Origin of the sequence: Streptomyces sp. SudanB182_2057 (genome assembly GCF_964272715.1) — a bacterium.
Lineage (GTDB): Bacteria > Actinomycetota > Actinomycetes > Streptomycetales > Streptomycetaceae > Streptomyces > Streptomyces rubradiris.
The window spans coordinates 1338684-1358599 of the sequence record NZ_OZ186798.1 but is presented as its reverse complement, the minus strand read 5'-3'; the positions used below and the strand labels follow the sequence as shown (position 1 = coordinate 1358599).

At 74.5% G+C, this 19916-nt stretch carries 10 protein-coding genes; 7 read left to right on the top strand and 3 right to left on the bottom strand.

Features of this window, described 5'->3' with window-relative positions; all coding sequences use genetic code 11:
• Positions 1-317: 317 nt before the first annotated feature.
• On the bottom strand, positions 318-1511 hold the full coding sequence (locus tag ACSURM_RS05540) for a helix-turn-helix domain-containing protein (RefSeq protein ID WP_436953829.1): 1194 nt from the start codon (positions 1509-1511) through the stop codon (positions 318-320).
• Positions 1512-1589: 78 nt separating this feature from the next.
• On the opposite strand from ACSURM_RS05540, the gene ACSURM_RS05535 reads away from it, so the two are divergent.
• The 7 genes from ACSURM_RS05535 to ACSURM_RS05505 all read left to right on the top strand — a co-directional run bounded on the left by ACSURM_RS05535 (position 1590) and on the right by ACSURM_RS05505 (position 17536).
• Positions 1590-2246, top strand: a complete 657-nt coding sequence (locus ACSURM_RS05535; protein ID WP_436953828.1) for a toll/interleukin-1 receptor domain-containing protein — start codon at positions 1590-1592, stop codon at positions 2244-2246.
• Positions 2247-2257: 11 nt separating this feature from the next.
• On the top strand, positions 2258-4483 hold the full coding sequence (locus ACSURM_RS05530) for an outer membrane protein assembly factor BamB family protein (protein WP_436953827.1): 2226 nt from the start codon (positions 2258-2260) through the stop codon (positions 4481-4483).
• Between the two features lie 36 nt (positions 4484-4519).
• Positions 4520-4951 (top strand): hypothetical protein, encoded by a 432-nt coding sequence (locus ACSURM_RS05525; RefSeq protein ID WP_436953826.1) that lies wholly within the window; start codon positions 4520-4522, stop codon positions 4949-4951.
• Positions 4948-8835 (top strand): nSTAND1 domain-containing NTPase, encoded by a 3888-nt coding sequence (locus ACSURM_RS05520; RefSeq protein ID WP_436953825.1) that lies wholly within the window; start codon positions 4948-4950, stop codon positions 8833-8835. The genes ACSURM_RS05525 and ACSURM_RS05520 overlap by 4 nt, the downstream gene beginning before the upstream one ends.
• Positions 8836-9376: 541 nt before the next feature.
• Positions 9377-13084 carry an amino acid adenylation domain-containing protein gene (locus ACSURM_RS05515; RefSeq protein ID WP_436953824.1) on the top strand — a complete coding sequence of 1236 codons (3708 nt, stop codon included), beginning with the start codon at positions 9377-9379 and terminating at the stop codon, positions 13082-13084.
• 4 nt (positions 13085-13088) lie between these two features.
• Positions 13089-14354, top strand: coding sequence for a condensation domain-containing protein (locus ACSURM_RS05510; RefSeq protein WP_436953823.1), 1266 nt, complete (start codon positions 13089-13091; stop codon positions 14352-14354).
• 215 nt (positions 14355-14569) lie between these two features.
• On the top strand, positions 14570-17536 hold the full coding sequence (locus tag ACSURM_RS05505; protein WP_436953822.1) for an AAA family ATPase: 2967 nt from the start codon (positions 14570-14572) through the stop codon (positions 17534-17536).
• Positions 17537-17601: 65 nt separating this feature from the next.
• Here ACSURM_RS05505 and ACSURM_RS05500 read toward each other — a convergent pair whose 3' ends face one another.
• Both ACSURM_RS05500 and ACSURM_RS05495 read right to left on the bottom strand, forming a co-directional pair.
• On the bottom strand, positions 17602-18522 hold the full coding sequence (locus ACSURM_RS05500) for a helix-turn-helix transcriptional regulator (RefSeq protein ID WP_436953821.1): 921 nt from the start codon (positions 18520-18522) through the stop codon (positions 17602-17604).
• Between the two features lie 169 nt (positions 18523-18691).
• Complete coding sequence (locus tag ACSURM_RS05495) at positions 18692-19705, bottom strand: helix-turn-helix domain-containing protein (RefSeq protein WP_436953820.1); 1014 nt, start codon at positions 19703-19705, stop codon at positions 18692-18694.
• Positions 19706-19916 lie beyond the last annotated feature (211 nt).

Here is a 19916-nt window from a genome sequence, read left to right as displayed (position 1 = left end):
TTCACCGGTCCGGGCGGCGGTGCACGCTGCGAGGACGACGGCGTCTCCCCAGCCGCCTTGCTGGTCGTGGGCGGCGGCCACGAGCGCGTCGGCCGGCTGGAGGGAGTTGTCCCGCTCGGGCAGGGCCTGCGAGTGGCGGCCACGGGAACCCTGACGTCAGCCTGTTCACGGCGCGGCATGCGCAGCAGGGGCACGTCCAGCAGTCCGGGGAAACGGGCATCGATGTCCTTGCGGCGCGGGCCGCCGGGTGCGGAGCCGCAGGTCCAGGGCGATGTCGTCGCCGGGAATGACGCTGTGGGCAGGCGCCGTCGCGGCTGTCAGCCGGTCGCGAGGGCGGCCGACGCGTCGATGAGGGCGAGTTGGCCCGGGCTGGCTCTCCGGGTCCGGGCCTGTTCCACGAAACGGCCCAGTTCCGCGCGGACGGTGGCCGAGTCGATGCGCTGGATCAGGGGCAGCGTGGCCTCGACGACCTGACAGGCGTCGTCGAGGCGGCCGGTACCGGCCAGGGCTGTCGCCTGCCGGACGGCGAAGCGAGCCTGGGAGTTGCTGTCCGCCGGGACGGAAGGCCGGCGTCGGCGCTCGGCGGCGAAGAGGTCGGCAGCCGGCTCGAAGCGACGGAGGCTGAGCATGCAGGACGCCTCGATGAGCCGGGGGTTGCCGTTTTCGATGCGCGGGCCCCAGTGAGGGGTCTGGTCGCCGATGACCGCGGCGGCGTGGCTTCTGAACCGCTCCAGTGCCTCCCGGCAGGCCCCCGCATCGCCACGGAGGGCATGCCCCTGGGCCGCGCGTCGCGCGGCGTGCGCGCGGATCACCGGGTTGGCCGCCGGGTGCCGGGCCGCCTGATCGGCGAAGCCGATCGCCGCAGAGGTGTCACCGCGGTGCTGTGCGATGAACGCCTTGCGGACCAGGGCGTAAGCGGCCACCGTTTCGTCCCCGCCGTGTGCGCCCCAGCGGACGGCGAGATTCGTCCAGCGCAACGCCTCCGCGGGGTTTCCCGCCTCCTGTGCCATCCATCCCGTGTATTCGGCGAACCTCGAGGCCAGCAGCCAGATCTCGGCACGCTGCTCGCCAACGGCGTGCGGAACGGCGTCCGTCAGGATTCGCGTGGCCGACTTCATCGACGCGGTGACGAACCTCGGTCCGGTGGATCTGCCGATGTCCTTCAGCTCCCCCAGGACCCGCTCGTATCCGGCGACCACGGGGCCCGCCTCGACGATGCTCTCGGTCCGGGCGCCGCGGCGGCCGGCCTCGGCCAGTTCGACGAGTTTCCCGCCGGTGCCGAAGGCCGCGTCACATGCCGCCGCCACGGCGGGCGTCGGGTTGCGCACCCCGCTCTCCAGATTGCAGATCTGCCCTTCGGACACGTTCGCGCGCCGGGCGAACTCGCGCACGCTCCACCCGCGACGTGCCCGGAGGGCGGCCAGGACGACGCCGAAGTCGCCAGGCGGCAGACGCGTGCTGGCCGATCTCCCTGCCGAGACCGTCTCCGCCGCGCTGTCCGCCGGGTCCATACCGGCCAGCGTACGGAGCCTTGCGGCCGCTATTCAATCCCCGGCGAATAGCCACCGAACGGGTAAGCCACCCCTAGGGTGAGCACGATCCCTGACGTCAAGGCTTGCCAGAGAGGGGGGGCAATTGTGCCGCGCATATTCCTCAGCTTTCGGAAACCGGACTCCCGGTGGATGCGAGACCGCGTCTATCGCGCCCTGTCCGACCGTTTGGGCGCCGACGAGATCTTCAAGTCGGGCCAGTCGATACCGCCCGGGGCCGACTTCGCCGAGATTCTGCGACGGCAGGCCGCCGATTGCGAACTCATGTGCGTACTGATCGGGCCGGGGTGGCTCGACGCGCGGGGCGAGGACGGTGTGCGGCTCCTGGACCGGGCTCACGACTGGGTCCGCCTGGAGATCGCGACAGCTCTGCGGGCGGGAAACCGCGTCGTCCCGATCCTTCTGGGGGACGCGACGATGCTGCCCGACGCCTCGGCGCTGCCGGCCGAGATCGCACAGCTGGCGCGTCTGCAGTTCCTCCGCGTCCCGGAGACCCATCTGACGGACGGGCTGAAGCACTTGGGCGACGCGGTGAGCGCACTCCTGTCCGACACCGATACCGGCCCCGCTGCCGAACCCGACCACGGCCCGGCGCCGAACGCCGGTCCGGAGCCGTCCATGACCATGACGGCCCATGTGTCCGGCGGCGGCAGCGCCTACCAGGCGGCCCGCGATCAGACGATCAGGCTGGCGTGAGGGAGCGGACGATGGATCATCCCGGAGCAGACGGTACTCATCGGATCGGGCCGTATGCGCTGCTCGGAAGGCAGCGCACGGTCCGCGGGGGCGAGGTCTTCGCGGCCCGCACGGACGAGGGACTCCTCGTCACGGTCACGGTCGTGCGGCCCGAACTCGCCGCGGACCCGGGTTTCCGGGACCGGTTCCGAGCCGCCGTCGAGGCGGCTCGGACGCTGTCCGGTGCCTTCCTCGTGCCGGTGGTGGATGCGGACGCCGACGCGCCGGTTCCCTGGCTGGCGACCGAGTTCACCGCCGGACTGCCGCTCCGGCAGGCGGTGGACCGGCACGGCCCGCTGCCCGAACCGGCTCTGCGGGTGCTCGCCGACGGCCTCGCCCGCGCGCTCGCCGTACTCCACGCGGCCGGGACGGCCCACGGCGAGGTGAGCCCGGACTCGGTGCTGCTGACCATGGACGGGCCCCGCATCACCACCCTGGGGATCATGGGAGCCACCGGCGGTCCGGCACCCGCGCCGACGGACGACATGTACGACCTCGGGTCGACCGTGCTGTTCGCGGCCTCTGGAGACGAGCCGGACACGGGCGCCCTCCCCGTGTCACTGCGCGAGGTGATCGGCGGCTGCCTGTCCCCGGAACCGCCGGACCGTCCCACCGCGAAGCAACTCGTCGACTACCTGGCACGCCAGGAACTGTCGGCCCCAGGGCGCAGTTGGCTGCCCCCGGCCGTGACCGCCGACATGGCCGCCGCGACCGCGGTGGTGGGATCGGTGCCCGCCGGGGGCGGCGGCCGGGGCCCGTTTCCTCCGGCACCGGTGATCGCTGCCGGAACGGGTGTCAGCCGCCGGAAGCTGATCACCGCTCTGGCCGGGGGCGCGGCCGTACTCGGCGGAGCCGCGGCGGCACTCGCCTTCTCCGGCGATTCGTCGCCGGCACCCCACGGTCGGGCCGGCGGACCTGGGTCCACCGCGCGGTCGGCCCCTCCGCCAGGCGCGCGATCCACGTCGGCCTCCTCCGCGTCGCCGACCTCGGCGGACGGACCGGAACCGGTCGTCCTGGCCGGCCCCGACGCCGCCAAGGCCTGGTCGGGCGCCGGAAAGCACGCCCCCACCTGCTTGGAAGCGTCCGACAAGGTGGTCATGGTGGTCACGGACACCGCCACGTCCTTCCTCGACACCGCGACCGGCAAATCCGTGTTCCCCCAGCTGAACACGACCAACGACTTCGGCATGAGCAGCGACAAGTACCCCACGGCGTACGCGGACGGGGTGTTCTACCTCCTCTGCGACACACCGAGTCAGTCAGGCGTGCTGGCGGCGTTCGACGCCGCCGGCGGGAAGGTGAAGTGGGCCACCGAGATGGCCGACGCCGATCCCGGCAGCGGCACGCGTCTGGCCATGTACACGAGCAACTATGTGGCAGTCGCGGGGAACACGGTGTACGTCTGCGGCCATGTACTGCAAATAGACGGGAAGTTCTCGACCGAAGATCCGAGTACGGGGTATGTCCGTGCGTTCGACGCCGCGACCGGCAAAGGACTGTGGCGGGTCAAGGGCACGGACATCAACAACGTGCTCGTGCCGCCCTCCGGTTCCCACCTGCTGGCCACCTCGGCCGTTCCGGGCAAGAAGGCCGGCCGCGTCCAGATGATCGACGCCGGCAGGAGGGGCGCCCGCGGCTGGAACGTGTCCGTCCAGGACTCCGGGTTCTACTTCACCCCTGGCTGGCCGCTGACCTGCTACGCCGCCGGGCTGTTCCTGTTCGCCGGCGGCAACGGCGACACGCTGTTCGCCGTCGAAGCGGCCACGGGCAGTGAGAAGTGGCATCAGCGCTTCGAGGCGAAGAACGGGGACCGGGTACATATCGGCGCCCCCTTCGCCGGGCTGGACGGCGCGACCGTCTACGTCGCGGTCGGCAGCGACCTGGTCGCTCTGACCGCGGCCGACGGCACGCCCCGCTGGGTCGCGAGGCTCGACGGGGCCAGTGACATGGGCGGTTCCAACCTGTTCCGGGCCGCCCTCAGGGTCTCCGGCAGGAGCGCGCAGTGTTCGGCGGACACCGTCTTCGCCACCGACAGCGCCAAAACGCTGTGGGCCATCGACGCGGCCACCGGCAGGGCCCGGTGGAAGTACAGCGACCCCGGCCAGCCGGACGTGGGATTCCGGTGGACGGTCGGCGGCGACCGCGTGTTCATCGCCTCCCATCTGACGCTGACCGCGATCGCGGCCCACGGGCGGTAAGACACGGCCCACGCCGGCAGGAGACAAGGAGAAGACATGGAGACGAGCATGGAACTCGCCGGCCTGGCATCGGTGGCCGCGGCACGCCTGATCGATCTGCTGGCGACGGACGGCTGGGCCGCGGTCAAGTCCTCGGTCCTGTCGCTGTGGCGGTGCGCGCACCCGGAGCGCGTCGAGGAGGAACTCGCGGACGCACGCGGTGAGTTGCTGCAGGCGCAGCGGACGGGCGGCGGCCAGGAACTCCAGGGGCTGCTGGTCGCCGAGTGGCAGGCCCGCCTCATCCGGCTGATGGCCGCGCGGCCGGACGCCGTCGACGAGCTGCGTACGCTGTTCGGCGGAGAACCGCGCGCTGCCAGAGCCCCGGAACAGCAGATCAGCGGCTCGATGACGCTGGAGGCGCACGTCTCCGGCGGTGATGCGTTCATGGCCGGCCGGGACATGAACGTCACCAGGGGCGGACAGGCGTGACGGAACGCGACACCAGCGCCTCGTCCCCCGACGGGCCGCCCCTCTGGCAGCCGAAACGGCTGGAGGCGCACGTCTCCGGCGGCGGCAGCGCCTTCCTGGCCGGCCGCGACATCCACGTTCGCCTCGGCGACGAGGGGCGCAGCACCGTGCCCGGCCCCGGCGCCGAACAAGTGCTGTGCCCGTACCCGGGCCTGGCACCGTTCGGCGCGCCGCACAAGCAGTGGTTCTACGGCCGTGAGCGCATGGTTCACCTCGTGTGCGAGCGGATGGACGCCCGGATGCGTGAGGGCGGCCCGCTGGTGCTGATCGGCCCCTCGGGAGCCGGGAAGTCGTCCCTGCTCGCGGCCGGGGTACTGCCGGCCCTGGACGACGGCCGGCTTCCGGTGGCGGGTTCGAGCACCTGGCCGCGGCTGCTGCTGACCCCGACGGCGTCCCCGGCCCTGGCGCTGGCGTCCGCCGCCGGGCTCGACGCCGCGACCGCCCGGCGCACGGCACCGGCGTGGCGGGCCGACCCCGCACGATGCCTCGCCGAGCTGCGCGAGATCACCGGAGCCGGTGATCCGGCGCCCATCGGTGAGTCGTCCACCGGGGAGTCCCCCTCCGCGGGCCTGGTCGTCGTGGTCGACCAGTTCGAGGAGATCTTCACGGCCTGCGGCGACGAGACCGAACGGCAGTGGCTCATCGACGTGCTCGACCGTCTCGCCCGGCCCACGGGCGGCGCGGTCGTGGTGCTGGGAGTACGCGCGGACTTCTACGCCGCGTGCACGGCCCACCCGCAGCTGCGGGCCGCGCTCCGGGCCGGACCGGTCCTGCTGGAGCCGATGACGGAGGACGAACTCAAGGACGCGATCCGCCGCCCGGCGCACAACGTGGGACTCGACGTCGAAGACGGCCTGGTCGAGGTGTTGCTGGCGGACCTGGGCGCGGTCGGCGGAACGGTCGGCAGGAGCACCACGGGCCGGCTGCCGCTGCTCGCGCACGCGCTGCGGGCCACCTGGCAGCAACGCCACGGCCACACGCTCACCGTGGACGGATACCGCGTCACCGGCGGCATCCAGGGCGCCATCGCCACCACCGCGAACAGGCTCTACGACACCCTGCCGCCGCCCTGTCAGGAGGCCGCACGGTGGGTGTTCCTGCGGCTCGTCATCGTGGGACGTGACGCCGACGACAGCCGTCGGCGCGTCCCGTACGGCGAGCTGCTGCGTCATGCGCCGGACCGGGAAGCGGCCGTCACGGTCCTGGACGACTTCACCCGTGGCCGGCTGCTGACCCGGGACCAGGACACGGTGGTCATGACACACGAGGTGCTCATCCGCGCCTGGCCCCGGCTGCGGGACTGGATCGAGCACGACCGCGGCGGAAACCTCGTACGACAGGATCTGGAAGAGGCGGCCGCGCTCTGGGAACAGGCCGACCGTGAGGCAGCCGCGTTGTACCGCGGCAACCGCTTGGAGGCCGCTCTCGCCTGGGCCGAGACGCACGGACCGGAGCTCAGCGACGCCGCCCGGGCGTTTCTGGCAGCCGCCCGCCGCCACCAGCGGCGCGGGCAACGGCTGCGGCGCGCCGCGATCGCCACCATCACCGCCCTGGCCGTGACCGCCTCGTCGGCCGCGGTGTTCGCCTTCCGGCAGGAGTCCGAGGCCCTGAAAGCCCGCGACCAGGCCATCAACGCGGCCGTTACTTCCACGTCCGTGCAGCTGGCGTCGACCGATCCCTCGCTGTCCGCTCAACTCGCGCTGACCGCCTACCGCATGGACTCGACCCCGGAGGCGGCGTCCCGGCTCATCACGACCGAGAACACCCCGCTGGCCACCCGGCTTCCCGGCCCGCGCGGCTCGGTGTCCACCGTGGCCTACAGTCCCGACGGGCACATGGTGGCGGCCGGGAATCTCCGCCAGAACCTCGTCCGGTTGTGGGACGTCTCCGATCCCGGCCGTCCGGTGGCGCTGGGCCGACCCGTACCCGTGGACCGTTCCGTCAACTCGATCCGGTCGCTCGCGTTCAGCCCGGACGGCCGGGTGCTGGCAGTCGGCGGTCGCACCAGTGACAACGGCGACGGCGGTTCCGGCGGATTCGTCGAACTGTGGAGCCTGACCAGCCCCAGTCACCCAGTCCTGCTGGGCCGGCCGGAGGACCCCGCCATCCAGGGCTTCGACGCCGCGTCCGCCATCGAAGCGCTGGAGTTCAGTCCGGACGGCCGTACCCTGGCCGCGGGATGGCACGCCGGGCTCGTCAGCCTGTGGAACGTCACCAGCCCCGACGACGCCAGACCCGCGGGAGCGCCGCTGAGCCTCGACTGCCCCGACGTCTACTCTCGTCACATCGCGTTCAGCCCCGACGGGCGCACCCTGGCCGCCGCATGCGACGACGACGCCGGCACCATCCGCCTGTGGGACACCACCGCCCCGGCCCGCCCCGGCCGCGGCCGTGCCCTGAAGGCCGGAAATCCCGTCAGCGCCTTGGCGTTCAGCCCCGACGGCCACACCCTGGCCGCCGGAGCCAGCCGCCCCGGCGCGGTCCACCTGTGGAAGGTCGCGGACCCCGGCCACGCCACCCCCCTGGGCAAGCCGCTGGAGGGCCCCGCCCAGCCCGTCACGTCGGTGTCGTTCAGCCCGGATGGTCACATCCTGGCGGCCGGCAGCGCCGACCGCGCCGTTTATCTGTGGAACGTCACCCACTCCAAGACCATCGGCCCTCTCGGCCGGCCGCTGACCGGTCCCGGCGACGGGGTGACCGATGTGGTGTTCAGTCCTGACAGCCGCACCCTCGCCGCCGGGAACTACGACGGCAACGTCCAACTGTGGAATCTGCCGCCGACGACGCTCATCGGTGGTGGCGGCAACGTGGCATCCGTGGCGTTCAGCCCCGACGGGCGCACCCTGGCCGCCGGGAACCAGAACAACACCGTCTCGCTGTGGAACACCGCCGACCCCAATCACCCAGCTCCCCGCGGTGACCCGCTCACCGGCCCCGACGACCCTGTCGACGCCGTGGCGTTCAGCCCGGACGGGCGCACCCTGGCCGCGGGCGACGGCGGCGGCACCGTCACGTTGTGGAACACCGCCGACCCCAGCCATCCTGTTCGCCTCAGTGAGACCCTCACCGGGGCGGACGGGACCATCTTCGCCCTGGCGTTCAGCCCCGATGGCCGCACCCTGGCCGCGGCCGGCGACGACCCCGACCATGGCACCATCACCCTGTGGGACGTCAGCGACCCCGCACACCCCGGCACCCGGTCCGGCATCTCCAATTCCGCCACATCGTCCGTCATGTCCCTGGCGTTCAGCCGCGACGGCACGATGCTGGCGGCCGGCGGCGACGCCAGCAACGGTGAGGTCGGACTGTGGAGGACGGACGGCGCCCGCATCGGGCAGCCGATCGACCAGCCGACCGGCACCCACACCTGGGTGGCGTTCAGCCCGGACGGCCGCACCCTCGCGACCGGGAACAGCCGCGGCACCGTCACCCTGTGGAATGCCACCGACCCTCACCACCTCACGCGCAGGGGAAGCCCCCTGACGGTACCCGGCGGCAGCCTGTGGTCGGTGGCGTTCAGCCCGGACGGGCGCACCCTCGCAGCGGCCGGCGACACCGAAAGCGGCACCATCCACCTGTGGGACGTCACCGATCCCGACCACCCCACCGCCATCGGCCTGCCGCTGACCGTGGAGACAGGATTCGTCGCCGTTCTGGCGTTCAGTCCGGACGGTCACACCCTGGCCGCCACCACCGACGACGGCGTGGCCACGCTCTGGGACCTAGACGTCGAGTCCGCCATCAGCCGTATCTGCGCCGGGAGCTCCGGCGCCCTGGGCCGGCAGCAATGGAGCCGCTACGTTCCCCAACTGTCTTACGACCCACCCTGTGCGTCCACCTCGTAGGGCCGGTGGAACAGGACCGTCGCGACGGCGAAGGCGCTGCCGCCGACGGAGCCGGCGAGCCGACTCAGGCACAGGTGATGGAACCGAGCGTGTCCCAAGCGTGAGTCGTCGCTGTTCGATCCCGGTCGGCCAGAGAGGCCGGGGGCCGGGGCCGTCGGCGGCCCGTGACTTCGTCGGCGGGCGGCTTCCCGGTTCGTCAGTGCTCGTCAGCGCTCGTCAGCTTCTCGAAGCGGGCGGCGTTCACGCACCGTGGCGTACGCCCTTCGGGAGGTCGTCGCCTGACGGTGCCGCACCTCGCCCCGCACCGTGGCGTACACCCTCCGCGCGGACGTCTCCTGACGGCGTCGCACCCCCGTAACACGCCTGCCCGGGCGTTCCCGTGGGGCCGGTCGTGTCCGGAAACGGTCGGCTGGATAACCTGCGTCCGGCGCACGGGCTCCCGAACGGGTGTACCCCCGCGCGCCTGCCCCAGGTCGGCCGGCCGTCGGCCCCCGGTACCGCCGTGTGCCGGGCGACCGACCCGCTCCGGACAGGAACACCCATGCGTGACGAGACGCCCGCCAGAGCCACGGTGCCGCTCGACCGGCCCGTCCCCGACCCGTACGCCCGCCGGGTGACCGCCGCACCGGCCGGGGAGCCACCCACCGGGCCCTGGGCGGCGATCACCCACTTCGCCGAGCGGACCCCGCACGCGCCGGCCCTGGGCGACAGCCGGCGCACGGTGACATACGCGGCGCTGGTCGAGCGCGTACGGCGTCTCTCCGCCCAACTGCGGGGGAGGGGGGTCGGGCCGGGTGACGTCGTGGGGGTCCTGCTGCCCCGGAGCGCGGACTTCGCGGAGACCGTCCTGGCGATCTGGCACGCCGGCGCGGCCTACCTGCCCCTCGACCCGGCCCACCGCACGGCGTGGACGGCCGACGGTCTCCGGCAGGCCGGTGCCGTCCTGTGCGTCGCCCGCTCGGCGGGCGGGGCCGGGGACCAGGCCGGGTCCGGGGCCGGGGACCAGGCCGGGTCCGGTGCCGGGGCGCCGTGCGTTCCCGGGCTGCCGGTGCCGGTGCTCGACCTGGCCCGCCTCCAGGCGGCCCGGCCCCCCGTCGTCCCCTCCCAGGGCCGGCCGGAGGGCGGAACCCCCGAGCCCGGCAGCTGGGCGTACCTCATCCGGACGTCGGGCAGCACCGGGCGCCCCAAGCTGGTGCCGGTCACCCACGGGGGGCTGCCCCATCTGGTGGCGGCACAACGCCACGCGATCTCGGGACTCGGGCCGGGCAGCGTGGTGCTCCAGGTGTTCACGCCGCTCTTCGACGGCTGGGTCTTCGACCTGCTCCTCGCGCTCGGCCACGGCGGGCGCCTGGAAGTGCTCGACGAGGAGCGGCTGGGCCGCCCGCTGCACACCGTGGCCGCCGAGACCGGCACCACGCACGCCACGGTCCCGGCGGTCCTCGCCCGCACCCTGCGGCCCGCGGACTTCCCCGGCCTCAGGATGCTGCTGAGCGCGGGTGACGTCTGCCTCCCGGAGACCGCCCGGCGGTGGGCCGGGCACGTCCAGTTCGTCAACGGGTACGGCCCCACCGAGGCGACCGTCTGCGCGACCCTGCACACGGTCGACCCCGCGGCCCCTCCCTCCGGCACCGTCCCCGTCGGCCGCCCCGTGCCCGGCCGCCGGATCCTGCTCCTGGACGAGGCGCTGCGGCCCGTCCCCGACGGGGAGTTCGGCGAGATATGCATCGGCGGCTGGGGTCTGACCCCCGGATACGTCGGTGACCCGGAGGAGACGGCGCGCCGCCTGATCGAGGACCCCACGGGCACGGTCCCCGGCCCGGTCTACCGGACGGGGGACCGGGGCCGGCTGCGGCCCGACGGTGAACTGGAGTTCGGCGGACGCCTGGACGCGCAGACCAAGGTGAACGGGTACCGGGTCGACCCGGCCCAGGTCGAAGCGGCTCTCGTAGCGCTGCCGGACGTCCGGGACGCGGTGGTCGTGGTGGACGAGGGCGTGGCGGGCAGGAGGCTGCTCGGCTACGTCAGGCTGAAGGACTCCGCGTCCCGGCGGCGGACCGGCCGTGACCTGCGGGCCGAGCTGCGGGACGCGCTCCCGGCGCACCTCGTGCCGGCCTCGGTGACGGTGCTGGCGGCATGGCCGCTGACCCCGTCGGGCAAGGTCGACCGGCGGTTGCTGCCGCCGCCCGGCCGGGACGCCGGGTCCGCCGTACCGGCGTCGGGACCGGCCGCCCGCCTGTCCCGCATCGCCGGAGAGGTGCTCGGCACCGGAGCCCTCGGGGCCGACGACTCCTTCATGGCGCACGGCGGAGACTCGCTCAAGGCCGTCGAGTTCGCCGCACGTGTCCGCACGGAGACGGGGATGTCCCTTCCGCTGCGGGCCGTGCTCGAAGGGACCGGCATCACCGGACTCGCCTCGCTGGCCGTCCCCGTCGAGGAGGACCGCCCCCCGCTTCCGCCGCCCGCCGACGCGAGCGCCGGACCGCCGCCCTGCTCGGCCGCCCAGCAACGCGTCTGGCTCGCGGAGAACCTGTCCGGCGGGACACCCGCCTACCACGCCGCCTCCGTGGCCCGGCTCCGCGGCCCCCTGAGCCGACCGTCCCTGCGCGCCGCCCTGCAGGCGCTGGTGGACCGCCACGAGGTCCTGCGCTGCCGGCTCCCCGTCCACGACGGCACCCCCCGCTACGTGGTCGAACCCGACGCCCGCGCGGAGGTGCGGTACAGCGATCTGCGGGACACCCCGGACGCCGGACGGGTCGCGTGCGAGGCCGCCCTCGCCGAGGCCCGCCGCCCCTTCGACCTGTCGGCGGGCCCCCTGATCCGCTGGCACCTGATGCGCACGGCGGACGAGGAGCACCTCCTCGTCCAGACCGAGCACCACGCCGTGCACGACGGGCACTCGGCACGGCTGCTCCTCGCCGACCTGGTGCGGGGCTACGCGGAGCACGTCCGCCACGGACACGTCGGCACCCGGCCCAGCCCTCCCGGCTACGGGACGCTGACGGCGGCCGAACGGCACTGGTCCGCCGGGCCCGGGGCCGGACGGCAGAGGGCGTACTGGCGCACCGCGCTGGACTCGCCGCCGCCACCCCTGCCGCTGCCCGAGCGAAGGGCGTCCGGTTCCGCCTCCGGTGCGGAGGGCGCGGAGCAACGCCTCCACCTGGACGCCGAACTGATGCACCGGGTAAGGGAGTTGGGACGTGCGCACGGGGCCACCGTCTTCATGGTCGCCTTCGCCGCGTTCCTGGCCGTCCTGCACCGGACGACCGGCGCGCGGGACGTGCTCGTCGGCTCGGGGCTGGCCAACCGGCGCCGCCCCGGAACCGCCGGAGTCGTGGGCATGTTCGTCAACACCGTGGTGCTGCGCGGGAAGCCGCGCCCCGGCCTCCCCTTCTCCGCCTTCCTCGCCGAGGTGCGCTCGACCTGCCTCGACGCGTACGAACACCAGGAACTGCCCTTCGAGGAGGTGATCGCCCCGCACCCGCGGCGCCCCGCCGAGGAGCGGAACCGGCTCGTGCAGACCGCCTTCAGCTTCCACGACACCCCCCTGCCGGCCCTCCCCGAGTCACCACTCGACATCACGGTCCGCGAGGGCCTGCCCCTGGGCGCGGCCAAGTTCGAGCTCGGCGTGACCGGCTTCCCCCACCACGAGGAACAGCCCGACCGCAGCGGGGTCGGCCCGGACGGCCTGCTGCGCGTCCCCCGGTCCCGTGGCCCGGTCCTCCCGGCGGACCGGCCGGCCGGACTCACCCTGACCTGGCAGTACCGGACCTCGCGGCTCGACGACGACGTGGTGCGCGGCATGATGGACTGCTACGAGGCCGTCCTGCGCACGGTGGTCGACCGCCCGCACACGGCGATGGAGGAGCTTCCGCACCGGGCGCCCCGGGCGGCCGAGTCCGTGGAACCCTCCCCGTCGGCCCCCGGCAGCCGGGCGGAGACGACGAGCCGCCGGCCGCCCGCTCCGTCCGGCGCCGGGGCGCACGGGCACGCCGCCGCCCTCGCCCGGCTGATGGGCCGGGTCCTGGGGGTGCCCGGCATGCGGCCGGAGGACGATTTCCTGGCCCTCGGCGGCGATTCGCTCGGCGCGCTCCGCTTCACCCTGCTCGCCCGTGCCGAACTGGGTCTGGAGATCCCTCTCAAGCCCTTCCTCGGGGCGCCCACGGCGGCCTCGGCCGCCGCTCTGGCACGACCGGCGGCCCAGGACCTCATCCCGGCCCGTCCCAGGCACCGTCCGGCAGGGGAGGAGTAGGAGCGTGCCGCCGTACGACCGCGTGTGGTTCCCGCTCGCGGAACCGCAGCGCCACCTGCTGGACCGGCTCGGCCCCGGCACCGACCCTTCCGCGTACGTGAGTTTCCTCGCCCATCACGTACGCGGCCCCCTCGACCCGTCCCGGCTGCGGCGGGCCGTGGACGCGCTCACCGCCCGTCACGAACCCCTGCGCACGGCCTTTCCCGCGGACGAGGACGGCACGGTCCGGCGGCAGTACGTCGAGGAACCCGACGCGATGCCCTGGGAACTGACCGTGGCCGCACCGCCCTCCGCCCCTTTGGGCACACCGCTTCCGCCCGGCGGCGAGGACGCCCTCCTGCGGGACTTCGCCGGACGCCCGTTCGACCTGGCCCGAGGGCCCCTGGCGCGCGTACTGGTCGTACGCCGCGCGGCAGAGGAACACCTCGTCGTCCTGGCTGTCCACCTCCTGGCCGCCGACGGCTGGTCGCTGCGGATCCTGCTGGACGAACTGGGCGAGTACTACGCCGACGCGGGACGGACGCACGCGCTCCTCCCGCCGCTCGACATCCAGTACGCCGACTGGGCCCACTGGCAGGCCGGGAGAGCGGCCCGCCCGGAGAGCTCCCTGCCCCGGGTGCCTCCCCGTCCGGCCGGGGGACCGGGACGGCGCCTGCGCACGGCTCCCGTACCGGTCCTGGAGGCGCAACGCCTCGCCCGCCAGGAACGGGTGCCGCTCTTCACCGTGCTCCTGACGGCCTTCGCGCTGGCGGCACGCGGAACGGCGTCTCCGCGCGTGCGGGCGGACGTCCCCGTCTCCGGGCGCGACCACCCGCAACTCGCCGCGATTACGGGCTACTTCACCCGGTTCCACCGGCTCGACGTCCCGCTCCCCGAGAGCACCACCTTCCGGCAGGCGCTGCGCCGGGTGCGCGACGCCTGGGACGAGGCCGGGGAGACCGGTGCGGGCACGGCGAACCCGCCCGGTCCGGCTCCGGCGGACGGCGTCGTCCCCCTCTTCTCCTACCGCGGCGGTGACGTGCGGCCGAGGCTGCGGCTGGCGGGCTGTTCGGTGACCGAGGCCCGCTGGACGCACGACGCCGCGAAGGTCGATCTCGGACTGATCACCGACCGCGTCGGGGAGGCCGTACACCCCATGCTCGAGTTCCGGCCGGCCGTCGTCCCGGAGCGGACCGCCGTCCGCCTGGCCCGGCGCTTCGCGGAGTTCCTGGAGGGAGCGGCGGGCGATCCGGACGAAACGGTGGATCTCCTGGCGGGAGGAGCGCCCTGACGACCGTGGGCCGCCGCCCGTGCGCGAAGTCGAGATGACGCCGGCCCCGTTCCCCGACGGCCCGTTGCGGCGGGGACCGGCACGGCGGCAGCCACGGCTTTCCCGGCTGTGACATGGGCATGAGCGATACTCTCGTGTCGGCGCCGGCACGACCGGCACGTGCGGGGGACGGGCACGCATTCGCCGGCAGACGGGGCATAGGGGGCGACGTTCGGGTGTCTGAGGCGGAGGACCGCGAACTCCTGGGCCGGGAGCGGGAGACGGCCCACTTGGACGGCATCCTGGAGGCGGCGCTCTCCGACGGGAGGGGAGCGGCGGTCCTGCTGCGGGGCCAGGCCGGCATCGGCAAATCGGCACTGCTGGCCTGGACCCGGAACGCGGCGCGGCGGCGCGGCTTCGCCGTCCTCGCAGCGGTGGGCGCCGTGGCCGAGGCGGAACTCGCCTTCGGGGGCTTCCACCAGGTCTTCTGGCCCCTGCTGAAGCGCTCCCGGACCCTTCCCGCACGGGACCGGGACGTGCTGGAGTGCGCCTTGGGCCTGCGGGAAGGGCCGCCCGCCGGCGCGGCCCCGCTGGGTGCCTCGGCCCTCGCCCTGCTCACCGAGGCCGCGCGCGACCGGCCGCTGCTGGTCGTGGTGGACGACGTGCAGTGGATCGACGACTCCAGCACCGAGGTGTTCGCCTTTCTGCACCGGCACGTCGCCGCCCTGCCCGTGGTCTTCGTCGGCGCGGGCCGCGAGGACGGCCCGGCCACCGAACGGTGGACCGCGCGGCCGGTACCGGTGGGAGCGCTGGAACCGGCCGCCGCCGAGGCGCTGTTGCGCCGGCACCATCCGAGCCTGCCCGCGGCCGCGGCCACCCGGGTGCTGACGGAGGCCGCGGGCAATCCGCTGGCCCTCCTGGAACTGCCCCTGCTGCCGGACGACGAGCACGGCGCCGGGCTCCCCGGCGCCCCCGGCCGGATGCCGCCGGCGCACCGGCTGGAGCGACTCTTCGCCGAGCGGATCCGGTCGCTGCCGCCCGACGCCGCGCACACCCTGCTCCTGGCCGCGCTCGGCGGCCGGGTGACCCTACGGACCACGGACACCCGGCCGGCTCCGACGGCGGCGCCCGGGCACCCCGCCGCGACACCTGGGGCCCTTACGGCCGTTTCCGGAGGCCCCGCGGTCGCTTCCGTCGGCCCCATGACCGTATCTGGGGGCCCTGCGGTCAGTTCCGAGGACCCCACGGGCGGCTCCGCTGTCGCTCCTGTGGAACCTATGGGCGGCCCCGCTGTCGCTCTCGGGAGCCCCACGGGCGGCACCGCCGCCGCTCCCGAGGTCCCCACGACCGTACCCGCGAACCCCGCGGCGGTCGTCGCCGCCGTCGAGGCGAGCGGGCTGGCGCACCTCGACGGGACCGGTGCGCTGGCCTTCCGCCATCCCCTGGTGCGCAGTGCGGTGATCTCCCTGGCCTCGCCCGAGGACGAGCGGGCGGCCCACCGGTTCCTGGCGGGGCGGCTGGCGGCCGGCGATCCCCGGCGGCTCCGGCACGAGACGCTGGCCGCCGTCCTGCCGGACGCCTCCCTCGCCGCGCGGCTGGAAGAGGCCGCGCGGCGGATCGCGCGCCGCGGCGGCGACGCCGAGGGCGCGGTGCTGATGAACCGGGCGGCCGCCCTGAGCGCCGACGCCGCGTCCCACACGGCACGTCTGACGTGGGCCGCCGTCATGGCGGCGCGGGGCGGACGACTCGCCCACACCGCGGAGTTGGTGGAGGAGCTCGAACGCCGGCCGGTGCCACCCGGGTTCGAGCCCCTCTTCGCCTACGCGGTGGTGTACGTCGACCAGAGCCACCGGATCGACTTCGAGTCGTCCTTCACGCTGCTGCCGCGGGCCCTGGACCTCCTCTCGCGAACCGGTGTCGAGCCCTTCGAGGGGCTGGCGGAGCAGATCTACTTCAAGCTCCTGCTCGCCGCCTCCTACACCGACGACCCCCGGGGCTGGCGCGCCCTGGAGAAGCACGCCGGCGCGGTCTCGCCGCTGGCCCGGCTGTGCCGTGCGGTCTGGTCCGACCCGCCCCGGACCGCGCACGGGGCGACCCGCGAACTCGCCCTGCTGACCAGGGAGATGAGCGAGGAGCAGGAGGCGGGAGCCGCGTGGCTGCTGCTGTGGACCGCGTCGGCGGTCGACGCGGCCGACGAGACGCTGTGGCGCCGCTTCACCGGCCAGCACGCCTACGCCACCCAGGGGTCGGTCGCGAAGGCCCGGTTCTACCAGGACTACCTGCGGGGGCGGTGGGAGAGCGCCGCCGCGTGCCTGCGGGAGGCGGAGGCCGCCGACGACCGCGGCTACCACTGCAACGCCCTGCTGTTCCGTCACTACTACGCGCACTTCCTGGCCGGGCGGGGCGACGAACAGGGGCTGCGGGAGGTCGAGGCGCTCATCGAGCCGACGGCCTCGGGGGCCCGGATGCGGTTCGTCACCGACCACCTCGTCCACCTGCGGGCCCTGGTCGCGCTGGCGCACGGCCGGTACGAGGAGGCGTACCAGTCGCTGGTCCAGCTCATGCCCCCCGGTGTGCTGCCGCGCGGTCTGCCGTGGTTCCACCTGCCGTTCTACGACCTGGTGGCGGCCGCCGTGCACACGGGCCGCCGGGCCGAGGCCGCCGCGCACGTCGAGGCCGGGCGGGCGGCGCGGATGGCCGGCGTCTCCGGTCACCACGCCTTCCTCCTGGCGGCGGCCGACGCCGTCGCCGCGGCCGACGAGGTCGCCGACGCCCGCTACCGGAGCGCGTACGCCGTCGAGGGCGCCGAGACCTGGGTCTTCGCCATGGCCCGGTTGCGGCTGGCGCACGGCTCCTGGCTGCGCCGGCGCCGGCGCGCGGAGGCACTCGACGTGCTGCACCGGGCGCGCGACGCGTTCCGGCGGCTGGGCGCGGAGCCCTGGGCGGAGCGCTGCGAGGAGGAACTGGCCGCCGCGGGCCCCCCGACGGCGGTGGTCGGCGGACGCGGGCTCCTGACGGGCCAGGAGCGGCGCGTCGCCCAGCTCGCCGCGAGGGGGCTGACGAACAAGGAGATCGGCACGGCGCTCCAGGTGTCGCCGCGTACCGTCGCGGCGCACCTGTACAAGATCTTCCCCAAGCTCGGGGTCACCTCCAGGGCCGGGATCGCCCGGGCCCTGGCCGACGACTCGGCCGAGCGGGACTGAGGCCGTGTCCCGCCCGGCGCCCGCCGCCCACCGGTGGTGACGCCGAGCGGGCCGGGCTTTTGCCGTCAGCAGGCCCCGTCGAGCGCGTCGGTCCGGGCCGCCGCGTCCACGGTGCCGTTCTCCGCCCGCAGGTCCCGCCACTCGCTCGGCGACATGCCGTATCTGGCGCGGAAGCACCTGCTGAAGTGGGCGGCGGTGGCGAACCCCCAACGCTGGGCCACCGCCTGGACCTTCGCCTGACTGCCGCCCCCGCGGCCCAGTTCCCGCCGGCATTCCTCCAGCCGGCGCCGCTGTATCCAGCGGCCGATCGTGCCGCTCTCCCCCGTGAAGAGCTTGTGCAGCCGGCGCACGGACATGTGGTGGGCCTCGGCGATGGCGTCCGGGCGGAGCCGGGGGTCCGCGAGCCTGGCGTTCGCCCAGCGCCGGATCTCGTCCGCCGCCCGGCGGTCGCCGTCCGGGAGGCCGCTCCCGCCGGGCCGGGTCCTTCCGGACCGGGCGCTCCGCTCGGCCTCCTCGGCGACCAGGGTGGTGACCAGGTCCGCCGTCTGGTTCCTGAGCCGAGTCGCCACGCCGGCCCTCCCCGGCTCCGTCCCCCAGGGGTCCTCGGCCGTGGCCAGAGAGAGCAGCAGGGGCAGCAGCAGCGAGGCGACGCCCGTGGTGGCGTCGTACGTCCGGCCGGTCGTCCGCGCCAGGGCGTCGTCCGGGAACGGCACCAGCCGGCGGGGCACGCGCAGCACCGCGAGGGCGCATCCGGCCGTCCCGCTCACCGCGACCGGCCGGGCTGAATCGGCCAGCACCAGGCTGCCCGGCGACACCCGGCCACCGTGCTCGGGGGCGAGGACGAGGCTGCCCCGGAGCGGGGCGCAGACCAGGATCTCGCGCGCGTCCGGCCCCCCGGCGGGCCGCCCCGGAAGGGCAGCCGCGCGGGCGAGTTCCGCGCCGGGGACGACGCCGATCCGGACGCACGGCGGCCGCCCGGGATCCACGGCGGGGGGAACCGGACCGGAACGCGGCCGCGGGCCCGTTCCGTGGGACGAAGGCGCAGGGGACGGCACCGTGGGCTCCTCCGGGTCTCGTACGCGGACGGTCCGTGCCCCCACTCTCGGCGTGCCCCGCCTCCGGCACGTAGGTCGGATGACTGACGCCCCCGGCGCGTCAGTTCACGGCGGCGCGCCGCGCTCCCCTCGGCAGCTCCGGGCCGGGAAGGTTCCCCTCCGGGGCGCCGGTGAGTCTCCACTGGCGCGGCGGCACGCCGAACACCCCCTTGAAGGCGCGGCTGAAGTGGGCGGGGCTGTGGAACCCCCAGCGGCGGGCGACCGCCGAGACCGTCGGGCTGACGCGTCCCCGGCGTGCCAGTTCCCTGGCGCACTCCTCGACCCGGCGCCGCAGGATGAGCCGCCCCACCGTCGTCCCCTCGCCCTCGAAGAGGCGGTGGAGGTAGCGCACCGAGATGTAGTGGGCCGCGGCGATCCGCTCCGGTGTCAGGTCCGTGTCGGCCAGGTGCCGCTCGATGTAGCCGCGGACGCTCGGCACCAGCCGGGCCCGCGTGCCGCCCGGCGGCTCCTGGTCCCGTCCGAGCAGTTCGTCGGCGAGGAGGGCGATGAACTCGACGGTGTTCCCGGCGAGCAGGTCACCGGTGTCGGGGGTCACCCGGTCCGCGAGGAGAGAGAGGCGTTCGAGGAACGGGATCAGCAGGGCGGCGACACCGCCGTGTCCCGGTACGGCACGCCCGGTGAGGCGGCACAGGTGGTCCGCGGGGTCGCCCAGCGCCTGCCGGGGCACGGAGACCAGCAGCATCCGGTGGGCCTCGCGCTGGTCCAGGGTGAAGGGCCGGCGCGGGTCGAGGAAGACCACCTCTCCCGGCTCCAGCGCGGTGCTCCTTCCGTCCTGGGTGAGCAGCGCGGTCCCCGACTGCTGGAGGACGACGGCGATCCGCTCGCCCGGGCTCCGGGCGATGTGCCGGGGGGTGCGGCTCAGCTGCGACGGCCCCGCCTCGACGAGCAGCAGGCCCAGATAGCCGAGGTGGGTGACCACCGGTGACGGGAGGTCGGCCGCGGCGGCGCGCATCACGAGCCGGACGGGGGCGATGAGACCGTCGAAGGTGTCCTGCCACAGTCCCGGCGCCCCGTTCGCCCGCCCCGCCGTCATGTCCCGAAGAACGTGTCCCACGCGTGCTCCTTGTTCTCGGACGCCGGCCGGTCGGCGAACTCTCCGCTCAGGGGGGTGCGAACGGCCATGTGCGTTCCCTCTCATGCTCGGCGGCGCGAGAAGACCCCACATAGGTCATTTGACGTGCGGTCACGCACCCGGGCGGAGCGCCCGCGTCCTCCCCGGACAAGAGGTGTGCACGGACAGGCACACGCGGCCGGTGCGGAGGGGC

What these genes read in the sequence shown, in the direction of transcription:
- ACSURM_RS05540 (WP_436953829.1), bottom strand. Translation starts at nt 1,511, where the DNA reads ATGGACCCGGCGGACAGCGCGGCGGAGACGGTCTCGGCAGGGAGATCG.
- ACSURM_RS05530 (WP_436953827.1), top strand. Translation starts at nt 2,258, where the DNA reads ATGGATCATCCCGGAGCAGACGGTACTCATCGGATCGGGCCGTATGCG.
- ACSURM_RS05525 (WP_436953826.1), top strand. Translation starts at nt 4,520, where the DNA reads ATGGAGACGAGCATGGAACTCGCCGGCCTGGCATCGGTGGCCGCGGCA.
- ACSURM_RS05515 (WP_436953824.1), top strand. Translation starts at nt 9,377, where the DNA reads ATGCGTGACGAGACGCCCGCCAGAGCCACGGTGCCGCTCGACCGGCCC.